The organism is Geobacter sp. SVR (genome assembly GCF_016865365.1).
Lineage (GTDB): Bacteria > Desulfobacterota > Desulfuromonadia > Geobacterales > Pseudopelobacteraceae > Pelotalea.
Genome location: NZ_AP024469.1, coordinates 511,904 through 527,106, shown reverse-complemented (window position 1 = coordinate 527,106; position 15,203 = coordinate 511,904). Strand labels below are relative to the sequence as shown.

Genomic DNA, 15,203 nt, shown 5'->3' with positions numbered 1-15,203 from the left:
AGGGCCGCCCCTGACCGCCGGGCCCTGGGCCGCCGTATTGCAGACTTCGGACTGATGGAGGGGGCAATACAGGGAAGCCCTTGGCAGATTACTCCACCAGGGGCTTTCGAGGTCCGGTGTATGATATTGATCTCCAGGGCTATCTCGCCCGGCGTGCGTCCTCATACCGCATGGCAGACTGATACGCTGCATCACGGCCCCGCTCGGCATCGCGCAACTCGAAGTAATCGCTGGGCGTATTGACATTGATGAATGAGACAAAAGAGGGATCGAACAGGGCGACCTGCTCCATATTCATCTTGCTGACATTGGTCCGGTCGAAAAACGAGACGATGCGCCGCTGCCCGGACAGCAGGGCTGCCTCAATGGCGGCAAGACACCCCTTTCCGTAGACTGCATGGAGCGGTTCAAGACCCTGCGGGCTTTCCGGGATAAGGACACCCCCTGCATCGGCGCGGGACGCCAGGCGGCGGATCAACTCCTCCACCAGGTAGGGCATGTCGCAGGCAACGACGAATATGGCGGGATTGTTGCTGTGGTACAGGCCGGAGTGGATTCCCGCCAGAACCCCCATGCCCGCATGGATGTCGGGTACCTTCCGGCAGGGCAGGAAGTCGTACTGTTCAGGATTGTTGGTGACCAGCAGCACCTCGTCGAAGATGCCGGACAACCGGCGGTGAATCGCTTCCACGAACCGCCCACCCCGGTAGGGGAGCAGAGCCTTGTCGCTTCCCATGCGGGATGAGCGGCCTCCGGCCAGAATGACACCGGTCACACCGGGTATGGTATTGTGATAATTCATATCATCTCCCCCGTTCGAATCCCTCCCGCGCCGCCAGCAGGTCCAGGTGGATCGTCAGCAGATCCTCCACGTCCAGCGGTACGTCAGCATGCCCCTTTCGCGAATCCCTGGTTTTGATGTAGCGGCTGCACGCCGTGCAGGTATCCACCCGCGTCGCGCCTTCGCCTGCCGTAAAGTAGCCGAGTTTTTTCACCTCTTCGTTACCGCAGCAGGGGCATTGCAGACGCTTGAAAGGCCAGCGGTACGTGCATGCGGAACAGGAGAGGAAGCGCCGTCCTTCGTCGCCTGCAATCTCCGCCATGGCGGGCCGGGAACCGCATACCGGGCAATACGCTTCTTTCCAGCCGTCGAGCTCTTCAGGGGCGAAGCCTGTTGCACATCGCTCCAGCGCAGCCTTGAGCGGGATTTCGAACAGATATTCCACCAAAGGCGCCGGCGTCCCCGTTGCCTGAGCGGCTTCCTCAATGACAATCCGCTCCCGCCCCAGAATAGCCCGTATAAGCCGGGCCGGATCCAGCCTGCCCTCAGTCAATGCAGCTCCAATGTCCGTCAAGCCGTCTGCTCCGTTGCGGCTGGACTGTGAAAGCACCCCAATAGCCCCCTTCAAAAACTCCGTACAAACGGAGACATCAATCTCAAGATCGCCGGAAGAGAGCAGCGGGAAACCATTCTCCAGCCGTTCCTTCAGCCCCTGCCGTTTGATACGGGGCTCGATCCCCGTCTCCCCCCCCTTTTCTTCAAGATAACGGAAAAGCTCCGCAAAAAGAGGGACCAGTTCGGCGTATTCAGGCAAGGCCATCTGCGCTTGCCGAAGCCAGTGGATCTTGTTGCTGTACGAAACCATCGCACCTCCTCACATTCAGGGAAAAGGGATTACTCTGTCCATCAGCCATCAGCCTTCTCTCCGGTCATTTCCCGGTACCACTTGGGATGATGCGTTTTTGCCCAACGCTTGCGCACGTTGCCGTAGAGCATGGCCTCGATGGTGCCCGGATTGCCGACAGTGGCCAGGTAGACATGCACCACCACGAACATGACCGCACCGACAAACAAGAGTCCATGAGTCATGAGCGAGAGTTGCACAATCCAGCGGGGAAAGGCTGTTGGCGCCCAGATGAACAGGCCGGTCAGCCCCAGGAGCAGAGTGGCGGCGGCGATAAAAATGGCGAACAGTTTCTGGCCCGGATTGTATTTGCCGATATTGAAATGGGACTCGCCCCGGGAGAGATAGCCGCCACGCTGCTTGATCCACTGTTTGTCATCCTCGTCGAAGGTGGAGACATCCTTCTTGTGGTTGAGGAACATGTACAGAGAGCTGAGGAAAAAAATCACGCCTGCGATCTTGTGGACCATGATGGCATTCTTGCCGCTGCCGAACAGGGCGAAATAGCCATTGAACAGCCGGGAGTAGAGTCCCAGCCCGGAGAGAAGCAGAGTGAAGAAACTGCAGGTGACGATCCAGTGGAGGACACGCTCGCTGGTACTGAAGCGCTCGATGTAGTTACTCATGGTGTTCCTCCTTTTCGGCTGCCGCATCGATCTTCTTGGGGCCGATGGTCACGTAGTGCAGCAGCATGGCGCCGATGCTGCCCCAGAATCCGAGAATACCCAGCGGCTTGATCACGTCCTTCCAAAGGAAGATGGAGACCGGGATGTGCGGGGCTGCCGGCAAGCCATATTTTTCCGGCGGCCCTTCAAGGGCGTACACCACGCCAAGCCCCCCCAGGTCTCCCACTCCGTACAGGGTCTTCTTGGTGGTTTGGGCCTTGGCGATCAGTTCGCTGCGGTTGCCGAACTTCAGGGTCTCGGTGGGACATGCCTTGGCACAGGCCGGTGTCATGCCACCTTCGATTCGGCTTTGGCAAAGATGGCACTTGCTGACTTTGTCATTGCCGTCGTAGCGCGGCACATTGAAAGGGCAAGCCGACACGCAGTACTTGCAGGAGATACACTTTTCCTTGTCGTAGGCCACGATGCCGTCTTTGGTGCGGTAAAGCGCCCCCGGCGAGGGGCAGACCTTCATGCAGCCGGCCTCGCCGCAGTGCATGCAGCGTTCGTTGAGGAACAGCCAGTTCACTCCGCCCGGTTCCTCCCCCAGTTCCACGAAGCGGATGCGGTTGTACAGCGCCGGGGTCAGGTCGCGCGGGTTCTCGAAGGCGCCCTGGTTGACCGTCTTGTCGGCATCCGTCTTGTTCCACTGCTTGCAGGCCACCTGGCACGAGCGGCACCCGATGCAGCGGGAGGTATCCACCATGAAGCCCTTCCTGTTTTCCGTCTTTACCATATCTGTCATGGCGCTCACCCCTTTCTCTGGATAGCGGCCATGAAGGCCTTGGTTTCGGGAATCATGGTGTTGGCGTCACCGGCAGTAGGGGTCAACAGGTTGGCGCTGTCCCCCACCCCTGGCGTGGACCAGCCGAAACAGTAGGGCAGGCCGATCTGGTGCACGACCTTGTCTCCGAGCTTGAAAGGCTGCATGCGGCGCGTCACCACGGCCACGGCCTCAACCTTGCCGCGAGCCGATGATACCTCCACAAGGTCCCCATTGCCGATGGATCTCTCCTTGGCCAGTTCCGGACTGATCTCGCAGAACAGGCGCGGCTGCAACTCCAGCAGCCAGGGGGTATTGCGGGTCATGACCCCGGTCTGCCAGTGCTCGGTCACCCGGTAGGTGGTGGCCACGTAGGGGAATGTGCCGTCATTGGCGGCAAAGGCGTCTTCTTTGATGTCGGTGCCGCTGAAATTTTTGGCAGCTGGATTGGACATCTGTTTGGACATGAAATTCTGCGCCAGGGGCGACTCCACCGGCTCGTAATGCTCGGGGAAGGGGCCGTCTTTCATGCCCGGCCCGAAGATGGCCGCCAGGCCGTCGGCCCGCATGATGAAGGGCTTCTTTCCCTCTTTTTCGTTGGACATGGGGGGCCAGGGGCCGTCGGGCACGTCCCCCACCCAGGCGCCCAGCTTGCCGTCCGGCAGCACGACTGCGGGATTCCAGTAGACTACCGCTTTTTTCAGGTTGTACGGCTTGCCGTTCGGGTCGCAGGAGGCGCGGTTGTAAATGATGCGGCGATTGACCGGCCAGGCCCAGGACCACTCCGGGAACAGCCCCAGTCCGGTGGGGTCCTTCTTCACCCGGCGGGCCATCAGGTTCCCCTTCTCGTTGTAGCTCTGGCTGTAGATCCAGCAGCCGCAGGAGGTGCTGCCGTCCGCCTGCAACTGGGCAAAGCCCCCGGTCAGCTCCCCTTTTTTGCCCAGAAGCTTCTTGGGGGTCCAGGGGGGCGGGGCGGGTGGCGGCGCCTCGCCCGGCTTGAGCTTGGGCTTGTCCTCCACATCCTCCAGGAAATAGCCGTTGATTTCCTTGGCCACCAGATGGGTGTCCACCGACTTGATGGTGCCGTCGGCCCGCTTGAAGCCGTAGTTCCAAGTCAGGTGGGTGAGCTGCTCCGGCAGAACGCCCCCTTCCCTGGTGTAGAGTTCCTTCAGCTTCTGGAACAACTCGTGGATGATCTCGGCGTCCGGCTTGCTCTGCCCCAGCGGTTTGACTGCGGTGTAGCGCCACTGGGCCCAGCGGCCCGAGTTGGTGACACTCCCCTCTTTCTCGAAGGAGGCTGCCGCCGGCAGCAGAAACACCTCGGTTTTGAGCTTGGCCGGGTCCATGCCCGGCCCTTTCCAGAATGAAGCGGTTTCGTTGTCGAACAGGTTGACCGCCACCATCCAGTCCAGCTTGGTCAGGGCGTTGCGTACCTTGGTGGAGTTGGTGCCGGAACAGGCCGGGTTCTGGCCCCAGGCGAAGAATCCCTTGAACTTGCCCTTGATCATGTTGTCGAAGATCATCATCCATGAGCCATTCATGCCGGGATCCAGCTTGGGGAGCCAGGCATAGCCGAAATCGTTTTCCTTGGTCGCCTTGGCACCGTAGATGGCCTTCAGGTAGCTGATCAGATACTTGTTGCGGTTGCCCCACCAGTTGGCGCTCTGTGGATCATTGGTCTTGGGAGTGTTTTTCTCGATGTAGGTGGCTGTATCCTTCTGATCGGCCGAAGGCACCGGCATGTAGCCCGGCAGGCTGTTGAACAGCAGACCGTGGTCGGTGGATCCCTGTACGTTGGACTCGCCCCGCAGGGCATTGACCCCGCCGCCGGCAATGCCGATATTGCCCAGAAGGAGCTGGATGATGGTCATGGTGCGGATGTTCTGGGTCCCTACGGTATGCTGGGTCCATCCCATGGCGTACAGGGAGGTGCCGGCCTTATCCGGTGCGCCGGAGGCAGCGTACAGCTTGTAGACTTCCAGAAGCTTCTCCCTGGGTGTGCCGGTGATCTTCGAGACCAACTCCGGCGTGTAGCGGGAGTAATGCTTCTTCATCAACTGGAAGACGCAGTTCGGGTCTTCCAGGGTAGCGTCTCTCTTGACGCTTTCATCCTCGTTCTTCTGGAACCCCCATGTCTTAACGTCGTAGCTGCGCTTCTTGGGGGCATAGCCGGAGAACAGGCCGTCCAGATCCCCCGGCATCCTGAAGTCGGCGTTCACCAGATAGGAGGCGTTGGTGTAATTGCGGACGTATTCGCCGAAATAGAGCTTGTTCTGGATAATGTAGTTGATCATGCCGCCCAGGAAGGCGATGTCGGTACCCGATCGGAGCGGAGCATACACATCGGCTCTCGCCGCGCTGCGGGTAAAGCGGGGATCGACGCAGATCACCTTGGCACCGGCGTCTTTGGCCTTCATGATCCAGCGGAAGGAAACCGGGTGGTTTTCGGCCGGGTTGGCTCCCATGATGAGAATTACATCGGAGTTTTTCAGATCGATCCAGTGGTTCGTCATTGCACCGCGTCCGAACGACTCTGCCAGAGCCGCTACCGTAGCGCTGTGTCAAATGCGTGCTTGGTGTTCGATATACACCAAGCCTAACCCCCTGAGGAATTTTTGATACAGGTAACACTCTTCATTGTCCAGGGCGGCGCTCCCCACCGAGGCCATGCCCATGGTGCGGTTCACCACCGCTTCGATCTCATTCTCCACCTCGGCGTTGCCCACCTTCTCCTTGACCTTGATCCTGGAGGTGGCTACGAAGGAGGTATCGCGGGTCTTCTTGACCTTTTTGGCGATCTCGTCCAGGGCCCAGTCCCAGGAAACCTCCTTCCACTCCGTGGCACCGGGGGCGCGGTAGAGCGGTTTGGTGATGCGGGCCTTGTTGTCGCGCAACTGGTAGATGGACGAGCCCTTGGGGCAGAGGGAACCTTCATTGATGGGGTGGTCCGGGTCTCCCTCGATGTTGATAACATTGCCCCCCAGGGTATGGACGATCATGCCGCACCCGACCGCGCAATAAGGACAGATGGTGGTGGTTTCCCTGGCGTAGCGGATGCTGAGTTCTTCCGCCCTTGCCTCCAGCGGCGACAGGTTCAGGCCAAGGGTGGTTGCCGCCAGCCCCGTTCCCGAGAGTTTCAGAAAGTCCCTGCGTGACACTCCCATAGATATTCCTCCCGATTATTTGATGGTGACGCATCCCCATGTACTCCCCCAAGAAGTCGGGAAACGATCATGGATGTACAAAAAACTGGAATTTTATAAATAAACCATTGTATCGTAATTACGTAAACCCAACCCAGATGCTTCTCAAATAAAATAAATTTTTAAATTAGTATGTTATATACATAATCTTGATCATAACGATGGCATGATGCGCATTAAACCTACATTTACAGCAACGCACGTGCCATTATTTATCCACGTAATAAAACAAAATTTTGCTATGTATAACCAGCTAAAATTGCGAAGCATCCGCAGTGGATTACGTGAGGCAACCCCTGGTAACCTGGCCGTTTTTGTATTCTTTTTTCCTGTGATGGATACTTTTTACACATTTCAATACGGAGGAGAGCGTGCCGGAGGCAAAGATCGCCATCTGCGACGATGAAAAGGAAATACTGCGCTACCTGCGGAAGATTCTGCAGGCCCACGGTTTTACCGTGGAGACTTACGGCGGGGGGCAGACCCTGCTGGACCGGCTGGAGGCAGACCCCGCCTTCAGGCCCGACCTCCTGCTGCTTGACGTGCAGATGGCCGGCATGAGCGGCATTGAGGTGATGCGGAAGGTGCGGGAACTCCGGTCCGGACTGCCGGTGGTGATCATGACCGCCTTCGGCTCCATAGATGCCGCCGTGGAGGCCATCAAACAGGGGGCCAACGACTACATCGCCAAACCGTTCCCCAAGGAAAGGCTCCTGGAGGTGTTTGAAAAGGCGCTGGAACGGGAATCGCTGCTGACGGAAAACCGGCGGCCCAGGGAAGAGCTGAACCTGAACCCGGCCTCCGACGAGATCGTCTTTACCAGTGCCAGGTACCGGGAGGTCTACGATATGACCATCCAGGTGGCGGCAAGTGACGCCAATATCCTGATCCAGGGAGAATCGGGCACCGGCAAGGAGCTGATCGCCCGGGCCATCCACTTCAACAGCACCCGGCGGGAGCGACGCTACCTCACCATCAACTGCGCGGCCCTGACCGATACCCTGCTGGAGAGCCAGCTCTTCGGCCACCTGCGCGGCGCCTTCACCGGAGCCACCACGACACAGCAGGGCCTCCTGGAAGCTGCCGACGGCGGCACCCTGTTCCTGGACGAGATCGGGGACATGACCCTGGCCCTGCAGGCCAAGCTGCTGCGGGTCATCCAGGAGCGGGAATTCATTCCGATCGGCGCGACTGCTCCCCGAAGGGCCGACATCCGCTTCGTGGCCGCCACCAACAGGGACCTGGAGCGGGAGGTACGGGAAGGCCGTTTCCGGGAGGACCTGTACTACCGCCTGAACGTGATCGCCATCAATCCGCCGCCGCTGCGCGAGCGAAAGGAGGATGTGCCCCCCCTGGCCCGACACTTCCTGGCCCGCTTTTCCGCGAAGATGCAGAAACAGGTGGACACCATCGCCGACGACGCCATGCACTGGCTCACGGAATACCACTGGCCCGGTAACATCAGAGAGCTGGAGAACGTCATGGAACGGGCCGTCATTCTGGCCCGGGGAAACCGGATTACGGCCGACCTCCTGCCGTTGCGCCGCAGTGACGGCATTCCCCTGCCGCCTGCCGGCGGAAGCGGCAACGACTCCCTGGAAACCATGGAACGAGGCCACATCCTCCGGGTGCTGAAGAAAAACGCCTGGCAAAAGAGCCGTACCGCCCGGGCCCTGGGGATCACCCGCAAGACCCTTGACCGAAAGATTGCCGAATATGACCTGAGCATTCCCCGGGAAAGGGGGGCGGAGAGGTAGGCCATGGGAAGGCCCCGCGTCTCCATCAGGCTGAAGCTGACCATCGGCGCCCTGCTGCCGCTGTTCGTAGCCATCCTCTTCTGTTCCCTGGCCGGCATCTCCCTCATCAACTCGCGCATCGACGCCCAAGCCCAGGAAAAGGTGCGCACCGACCTCAATTCAGCCCGCGAAGTGTACAACAACGAGATTGCCCACCTCCGCAACGTGGTGCGCTTTTCCGCCGGCATGCCCTTTATCGCCAAAGGGATGGTCGCCGGAGACCGGGAGAGGATTGCGGATCTGCTCTCCTCACTGCGCCATAACGAGCGGCTTGATATCCTGACCGCAGTGGACCGGAGCGGGCGCGTGCTGTTCCGGGCCGGAAACCCGGATGACCACGGCGACCTGATCAGGAACGATCCCCTGCCGGAGCGGGCCCTGAAAGGGGAAGTAACGGCCGGCACAGCGCTCTTCCCACCGGAGCGGCTGACCCTCGAAGGGATCGGTCTGGCGGACATGGCCGCCATTGATGTGATTCCCACCGAGCGGGCCAGGCCGGGAGTAAAAACGACCGAGCGTTCTGGCATGCTGCTGGTGGCCGCGGCACCGGTCAGGGACAGCACGGGCCGCATTGCGGGCGCCCTGTATGGCGGCATTCTCCTCAACCGGAACAACAGCTTGGTGGACAAGATCAAGCGGATCGTGTACGAGGGGGTCCGCTTCGAGGGGCAGGATGTGGGTACCGCCACCATCTTCCTGGACGACACCCGCATCAGCACCAATGTCCAGACCAAGGACGGAAACCGGGCCATCGGCACCCGACTCTCGGCCGAGGTGTACGACCGGGTGATCCTTAACCGGCAGAAATGGGTACACCGGGCCTTTGTGGTCAATGACTGGTACTTCTCGGCCTACGAGCCGATCCTCGACCTCCGGGGGGAGGTGATCGGCTCCCTCTACGTGGGAATGCGGGAACGGCCCAACACCGCCCTGAAGATGAACGTGGGTCTGCTGTTCGGCGCCGTGCTCCTGGGGGGCTCCCTGTTCGGCCTGGCCCTGTCCGGGTACATCGGCTCACGCCTGGCACGGCCGATCCGCGAATTGCAGCATTTGGTCAAACGCTTTTCCGCCGGCGAACGGGACCTGCATATCGGCGGCGTCACCAGCAACGACGAGATCGGCGACCTGGCCGCAGAGTTCAATGCCATGACCGCCACCCTCATCCGGCGGGAGGCGGAGATCAGGGAGTTCAGCAATGAACTGGAGCGAAAGGTCAGGGAACGGACCGCGGAACTGGAGGAGAAGAACCGGCTCCTGACAAAGGCCAGGGAAGAGCTGGTCAGGGCCGAGAAACTTGCCGCCGTGGGGGAGCTGGCAGCCGGCGTGGCCCACGAGATCAACAACCCCATGGCGATCATCCGGGGCAATTCGGAGGTATTGCTGATGGAGCTGCCACCGGGGCACCCTAACCGCGAAGAGGCGGAGATCATCGCCCGGCAGGTGGTGCGGGTCAAGGAGATCGTCGGCAACCTGCTCTCCTTTGCCCGCCGGAAGTGCAAGAGCGTGAAACGGGTGGAGATCGAGCCGGTTCTGGACGACATCCTGCGGCAGGTGCGGCACCAGGTGCCGCTGGAAGGGATCGAACTCCGGCGAGAATTTCCTCCCCATGGCACCACGGAGATCGACGGCGATGAGAACCAGTTGCGGCAGGTGTTCACCAACCTGATCGTGAACGGCCTGCAGTCCATGGAACAGGGTGGCACCCTGACCGTCCGGACCGGGCCGGACCGCCAGCCGGGGTTCTGCCGGCTCGAAATCGAGGATACGGGAACGGGCATACCGCAGGAACGGATCAGGGACATCTTCACCCCCTTCTTCACCACCAAGCAGACCGGCACCGGCCTGGGCCTCTCCGTCTCGTACGGCATCGTCAGGAATCACGGCGGAGAAATCGGCGTGCAGAGCGAGCCGGGCCATGGTTCCCGCTTCACGGTTACCCTGCCCGTGAGACAGACGGCAGCGCAGGCCTGAATATCCGGTAAGACTGTATCGGCCCATTTTTTTTGGAAGAAGCCGACCACATGACAAACAGTGCTTGATACTTTTTGTCCGACACTGTATCGTTTTGTCCCGTATACACCACCGGACCCTTTATTCCGATCAGGCTCCGGTCGAGAGGAGACAATCCGTGCCCACGATCTATGTCTGTGACGATGAAACCGATATCCTGCGCTACCTGGACAAGCTGCTGAGCGTGGCCGGCTACCGGGTGGAAACCTTCAGCCGAGGGACCGATCTGCTGGCCCGGCTCGGTGCGGCGGACCGGCGGGAATGTGACACAATCCTGCTGGATGTGCGCATGCCCGACATGGACGGCCTGCAGGTGCTCGAACAGGTACACAAGCGCTTTCACGACCTGCCGGTAGTGATCATGACCGCCCACGGCACCATCGACGACGCGGTTCAGGCCATCAAGCTGGGGGCCTACGACTACATCATGAAGCCCTTTCCCCGCGAGAAACTGCTGGGTGTACTGAAACGTCTGCTGGACCACCGCCGGCTCGCATGCGAGAATCGTCAGTTGCGCGAGGAACTGCAGCGCGGCACCGGGCGGTCTGATTCGATCGTTTTCCAAAGCACCGCTTTCCGGGAGGTCTACGACCTGACCCTGCAGGTGGCGGAGAGCGACGTCAACACCCTGATCATGGGGGAATCGGGCACCGGCAAGGAGCTGATCGCCAATGCCCTGCACCGCAACAGCCCGCGCCGGGGCAAGCCGTTCGTATCGCTCAACTGCGCCGCCCTGTCGGACACCCTGCTGGAAAGTCAGCTGTTCGGACATGTGCGGGGCGCCTTCACCGGTGCGGTCATCAACCAGAAGGGGCTGGTGGAGGAGGCCGACGGAGGCACGCTCTTTCTGGACGAGATCGGTGACGTCAGCCCGGCGGTGCAGGCCAAACTGCTGCGGGTGATCCAGGAAAAGGATTTCATTGCCGTAGGCTCCACCCGTCCCCGCAAGGCGGATGTCCGCTTCGTGGCTGCCACCAACAAGGACCTGATGACCGAGGTCCAGGCCGGGCGCTTCCGGGAGGATCTCTACTACCGTCTGAACGTCATTTCCATCAACCTGCCCCCGCTGCGGGAACGGCGCGAGGACATCGAACCGCTGGCACGGCATTTTCTGGATATCGCCACCCGCAGGATGAAAAAGGATGTGCGCGGCATCGACGATGACGCCCTGGGCGCACTACTGCGCTACGACTGGCCCGGTAATGTCCGCGAGCTGGAAAACGTCATGGAGCGGGCAGTCATACTGGCCAGGAACGGCACCATCTCCGCTTCGCTGCTCCCCCTGGAAAGGGAGCGTCGGGAGCACGCCCCGCCTCCGGCACCCGATGCGCTGGTGGCCCTGGAGGAGGTGGAGCGCCGGCATATCGAGACGGTGCTCCGCCAGACCGGTTTCCACAAAAGCCGCAGTGCGGAGATCCTGGGAATTTCGCGCAAGACCCTGGACCGCAAGATCGTTGAATACGGGATGGGAGACGAGCGCGGCGCATGAAGGGGCTGCGCTACTCCATACGCCTCAAGCTGACCCTGGCTACTCTGGTGCCGCTGATGGCCGCCATTGTCCTGTGCTGGCTGATTGGTACTTCGATCATCACCACCCGCTTCTTCAGCCAGGCCCAGCAGGGGGTAGAGACCGACCTGAGCGCGGCCCACGAAATGCTGCAGGGGGAACTGGCCCGATTGGGGGACAGCATCCGCCTCACCAGCCGCTCTCCGGAACTGTCGGCTGCACTGATCAGCGGACCGGCCGCCCCGGCCCTGCAGGTCGTGCTCAGGAATGAACGGCTCAGCTTTCTGACCCTGGTGGACCGCTTCGGGTTTGTACGCTACCGTGCCGCCAATCCGGGCAGCTCGGGAGATTCCCGCCGGGACGACAAGCTGGTGGCCGATGCCCTCAAGGGGGCGGCCGTCAGCGGTATCGCGCTGCTCGCACCGGAGCGGGCCGCCCGCGAGAATCCGCTGCTGCCGGGCCAGATGCGCATCTCCATTCTGCCCACCCCCCATAGCCAGCCCTACACCAGACAAATCGAAGAGCGCGGCATGTTTCTGGTGGCAGCCGCACCGGTGCCGGGGCCGGACGGCGAGGTAGCCGGAGTGGTCTACGGCGGCCTGCTGCTGAACAGCGACAGGCGCCTGGTGGACCGCATCTCCAGGGTCGTGTTCCGGCGGGGTGACAGCGTTGCCAAGGATGCGGGCAACACCACCATTTTCCTGGACGATGTGCGCATCGCCACCACCGTGCCGGATAACAGCGGCCAGCCGGCCGTGGGCAGCCTGATGTCGGCCGAGGTGCATGCCGCCGTCAGCCGGGGCGAGCGCTGGACTGGCAGCGCCTTTGTGCTGAACGAGCGCCACTTCTCCGCCTACGAGCCGCTGCGGGATTACCGGGGCGCGGTCATCGGGGCGCTCTATGCCGGGATGCCCGAACGCCCCTACCGTGAGCTGCGCTGGCAGATGAACCTGATCTTCTCCACGGTGCTGTTCTTCGTCACCCTGGTGGGCATCGGGCTTTCCGCCTGGCTCGGCAGCAGCCTTGCCCGGCCCATCAAGGCACTGGAAGAGGGGGTCCGGCGGATTGCGGCCAGCGAAGCTCTGCCCGACATTCCGGCGCAAGGTTCCGACGAGATCGCCTCCCTGGCCGGGGAATTCAATGTCATGAAACGCCGGCTGGCGGAGCGCGAGGAAGAAAACCTGTCGCTCAACCGCACCCTGGAGCAGAAGGTAATCGAGCGCACCGCGCAGCTCGAGGAGCGGAACAGCCAGTTGCTGGGCACGCAAAAGGAACTGGCCGAGGCGGAGAGACTGGCGGGCATCGGACTTTTGGCCTCGGGCGTGGCCCATGAGATCAACAACCCCCTGGCGATTATCCGCGGCAATGCGGAGTTGCTGGAACTCTACACCGGAGAGGGCTCCGGGGGCGAAGAGGTGGAAACGATCCTGCGACAGTCCGGACGCATCGAGCGCATCGTCCAGAACCTGCTGACCTTTTCGCGCAGCGGCATCAAGCAGTCCCGCCTCTTTTCGGTGGTGGCGCTGCTGGATGGCATTCTCGACCAGGTGGGACACCAGATCGATCTCGGACGCTGCACCATCGCCCGCAATTATCGTCACCGGGTGCTCTTCATGGAAGGGGACGAGGAACAGCTGCGGCAGGTTTTCACCAATCTGGTGGTCAATGCCCTGCAGGCCATGGACGGTCAGGGGCTCCTGACCATCGATGCAACGGCCGATACGGAGACGGAATATCTCACCGTGACCGTTGCAGATACCGGCCAGGGCATCCCTGCCGAGCATCTCAAGGATATCTTCACCCCCTTTTTCACCACCAAGCCGACCGGTACCGGCCTGGGCCTGTCGGTCTCCTACGGGATCGTCGAAAATCACGGCGGCACGATATCCGTTGCCAGCACACCGGGCAGCGGCTCGCTGTTCACCGTCACGTTGCCGCTTTCGTCCCCACCGCCCCTGCAATGAGGACATGACGACACGCGGCAAGAGGAGGGCTCATGAAGTTCGTGAACGTTCCGGGAATTACGTCGACAATGCTGGCATTGGCCATTGCAGGCTGCGGTGGCGGTGGAGGAGACGGAGGGCCAGCACCTGCCAGGGCGATCGTCAAGGTGCACACAGCCGGAACACTGCCGGCCAACACGTCGATCGGCACCATTCAGGCAACGGTCACCGCCAGCCCGGCCTCGGGACTGAGCATCGGGACTTCCGATGTGTCAGCGACCGGTAATGGGGCCGCCCCGGACGCATTTCTGGCGCCCAATACCGCCGCCGTGGGGGCCGTGGTGCTTGGCCTCATCAGTGCCAACGGAATCCCGGCTGGCGAATTCGCTACCCTGACCTACCACATCGCTCCAGGAAACGTCCCGGCGGCAAACGTTTTCGGCATCGCGGGGGGCTACAGCGTCACCAGCCCGGAAGGGGCGCCGCTTTCCGGCATGACGGTCGCCATTCAGAGCGTCACATTTCAATAGCAGTACGGGCCTGAGGTATGAATTCCGCCACCACGCAGAGACACGGAGGCGGAAGAAAAAGAAAAGGCCGGTTCGGGTGAACCGGCCTTGCGTTATCATTGTGCCCCTGAGGAATCCGCAGCTATTTGTCAGCTACGGGTTTTACGCGCGATCGATAGTCTTTATAGCCAATCGCGGGAGCAGGAGCACAACTCTTATGAGTTCAGAAGCCGCATCGGGACTTTCATTCCCGGATACTCTCATGGGAATACCGTCGGGATTACTCGTCTTTCTGCTGCTTCTGATTCAAGGATACTCCTCTGGAATAAAAAAACAACGGACAATTTTCCGGGGAGCTCACCCTCCTCCGGCAACGGTCTCACCCGAAACACATACGTCCAACAAGAACTCCGCGGTTCATTAACCTCCCCGGGCGGACGTGATCAGCCTGATCCCCAGAATGCCCATGACGCCGCCCGCAGAACGATCCACCCATGCCTTGTACCGCAGGTAGGCCGCACGCGGGCCGTCAGCGGACAGAACCGCTGCTACCAGCGCATACCAGCCGGTTTCGATGATGAAGATGATCACGACCGTGCCCACACCGAGCAGCACAGGAAACGTCCGGGGCAGAAATGCGGCAAACACGCTCGCATACACCACGGCCGCTTTGGGATTGCTGATCTGTGTTCCAAGCGCCAGTACAAAAGCGCGCGCTGCGGTTCTGCCCGGTCCGGCGGTTTCCGACCGAAGCATGAGCGGCGTGGCAGCCCCCCTCCAGATTCTGCATCCCAGGTAGACCAAGTAGAACCCGCCGGCGATCCTCAAGACCAGGTATAGTCCCGGAATGGCAGTGAAAGCGGCCTGGAGGCCGGCCAGGGCCGCGATGGCGAACAGAACGCCACCCACCCCCATGCCGAGGGCCGCTGCCAGGCCGGAAGAGCGCGACGAAGCCACGGCCGTGCGTGCAACCATCAGGAAGCTTGGCCCGGGGCTCATGGCGCCGATGGCTATGGCCCCTGCGATCCCGAGCAGTGGAAAAATGTGCTGCACTTCGTTCTCCTGTGAATAATGGAATACCAGCTCCGTGCTCCTGAGCAGGCTGTCAACCCGCCGCAACTC

Annotated in this window: 11 protein-coding genes; 5 read left to right on the top strand and 6 right to left on the bottom strand. The window is 61.2% G+C overall.

Translation table 11 applies throughout. The features are described from left to right. Window positions 1-139: 139 nt before the first annotated feature. From GSVR_RS02610 to fdnG, 5 genes are read right to left on the bottom strand one after another with little or no spacing between them, the layout of a single operon-like run. A complete protein-coding gene (locus GSVR_RS02610; protein WP_173198442.1) occupies window positions 140-802 on the bottom strand; it encodes a molybdenum cofactor guanylyltransferase in 663 nt (220 codons plus the stop codon). A 1-nt stretch (window position 803) separates the two neighbouring features. Next, a complete protein-coding gene (locus GSVR_RS02605) occupies window positions 804-1,646 on the bottom strand; it encodes a formate dehydrogenase accessory protein FdhE (RefSeq protein ID WP_173198444.1) in 843 nt (280 codons plus the stop codon). A 41-nt stretch (window positions 1,647-1,687) separates the two neighbouring features. Continuing rightward, window positions 1,688-2,311 (bottom strand): formate dehydrogenase subunit gamma, encoded by a 624-nt coding sequence (locus tag GSVR_RS02600; RefSeq protein WP_173198446.1) that lies wholly within the window; start codon window positions 2,309-2,311, stop codon window positions 1,688-1,690. Then, window positions 2,304-3,095: a 4Fe-4S dicluster domain-containing protein gene (locus tag GSVR_RS02595; protein ID WP_239077439.1), complete on the bottom strand. Its 792-nt coding sequence runs from the start codon at window positions 3,093-3,095 to the stop codon at window positions 2,304-2,306. The genes GSVR_RS02600 and GSVR_RS02595 overlap by 8 nt, the downstream gene beginning before the upstream one ends. A 5-nt stretch (window positions 3,096-3,100) precedes the next feature. Continuing rightward, a complete protein-coding gene (gene fdnG, locus GSVR_RS02590; RefSeq protein ID WP_173198448.1) occupies window positions 3,101-6,277 on the bottom strand; it encodes a formate dehydrogenase-N subunit alpha in 3,177 nt (1,058 codons plus the stop codon). A gap of 410 nt (window positions 6,278-6,687) precedes the next feature. On the opposite strand from fdnG, the gene GSVR_RS02585 reads away from it, so the two are divergent. The 5 genes from GSVR_RS02585 (at window position 6,688) to GSVR_RS02565 (ending at window position 14,102) form a co-directional block, all read left to right on the top strand. Further along, a complete protein-coding gene (locus tag GSVR_RS02585) occupies window positions 6,688-8,073 on the top strand; it encodes a sigma-54 dependent transcriptional regulator (RefSeq protein ID WP_173198450.1) in 1,386 nt (461 codons plus the stop codon). Window positions 8,074-8,076: 3 nt separating this feature from the next. Further along, entirely contained in the window at window positions 8,077-10,083 is a 2,007-nt protein-coding gene (locus GSVR_RS02580) for a cache domain-containing protein (RefSeq protein ID WP_173198452.1), read from the top strand. 157 nt (window positions 10,084-10,240) lie between these two features. Continuing rightward, window positions 10,241-11,611: a sigma-54 dependent transcriptional regulator gene (locus GSVR_RS02575; protein ID WP_173198454.1), complete on the top strand. Its 1,371-nt coding sequence runs from the start codon at window positions 10,241-10,243 to the stop codon at window positions 11,609-11,611. Further along, window positions 11,608-13,593, top strand: a complete 1,986-nt coding sequence (locus GSVR_RS02570) for an ATP-binding protein (protein ID WP_173198456.1) — start codon at window positions 11,608-11,610, stop codon at window positions 13,591-13,593. Before GSVR_RS02575 ends, GSVR_RS02570 begins: the two co-directional genes overlap by 4 nt. Window positions 13,594-13,625: 32 nt before the next feature. Then, window positions 13,626-14,102, top strand: a complete 477-nt coding sequence (locus GSVR_RS02565; RefSeq protein ID WP_173198458.1) for a hypothetical protein — start codon at window positions 13,626-13,628, stop codon at window positions 14,100-14,102. 399 nt (window positions 14,103-14,501) lie between these two features. Here GSVR_RS02565 and GSVR_RS02560 read toward each other — a convergent pair whose 3' ends face one another. Beyond that, on the bottom strand, window positions 14,502-15,134 hold the full coding sequence (locus GSVR_RS02560; RefSeq protein WP_203978774.1) for a LysE family translocator: 633 nt from the start codon (window positions 15,132-15,134) through the stop codon (window positions 14,502-14,504). Between the last annotated feature and the right edge of the window lie 69 nt (window positions 15,135-15,203).

What these genes read in the sequence shown, in the direction of transcription:
- GSVR_RS02595 (WP_239077439.1), bottom strand. Translation starts at nt 3,095, where the DNA reads ATGACAGATATGGTAAAGACGGAAAACAGGAAGGGCTTCATGGTGGAT.
- GSVR_RS02570 (WP_173198456.1), top strand. Translation starts at nt 11,608, where the DNA reads ATGAAGGGGCTGCGCTACTCCATACGCCTCAAGCTGACCCTGGCTACT.
- GSVR_RS02580 (WP_173198452.1), top strand. Translation starts at nt 8,077, where the DNA reads ATGGGAAGGCCCCGCGTCTCCATCAGGCTGAAGCTGACCATCGGCGCC.
- GSVR_RS02605 (WP_173198444.1), bottom strand. Translation starts at nt 1,646, where the DNA reads ATGGTTTCGTACAGCAACAAGATCCACTGGCTTCGGCAAGCGCAGATG.
- GSVR_RS02565 (WP_173198458.1), top strand. Translation starts at nt 13,626, where the DNA reads ATGAAGTTCGTGAACGTTCCGGGAATTACGTCGACAATGCTGGCATTG.
- GSVR_RS02600 (WP_173198446.1), bottom strand. Translation starts at nt 2,311, where the DNA reads ATGAGTAACTACATCGAGCGCTTCAGTACCAGCGAGCGTGTCCTCCAC.
- GSVR_RS02610 (WP_173198442.1), bottom strand. Translation starts at nt 802, where the DNA reads ATGAATTATCACAATACCATACCCGGTGTGACCGGTGTCATTCTGGCC.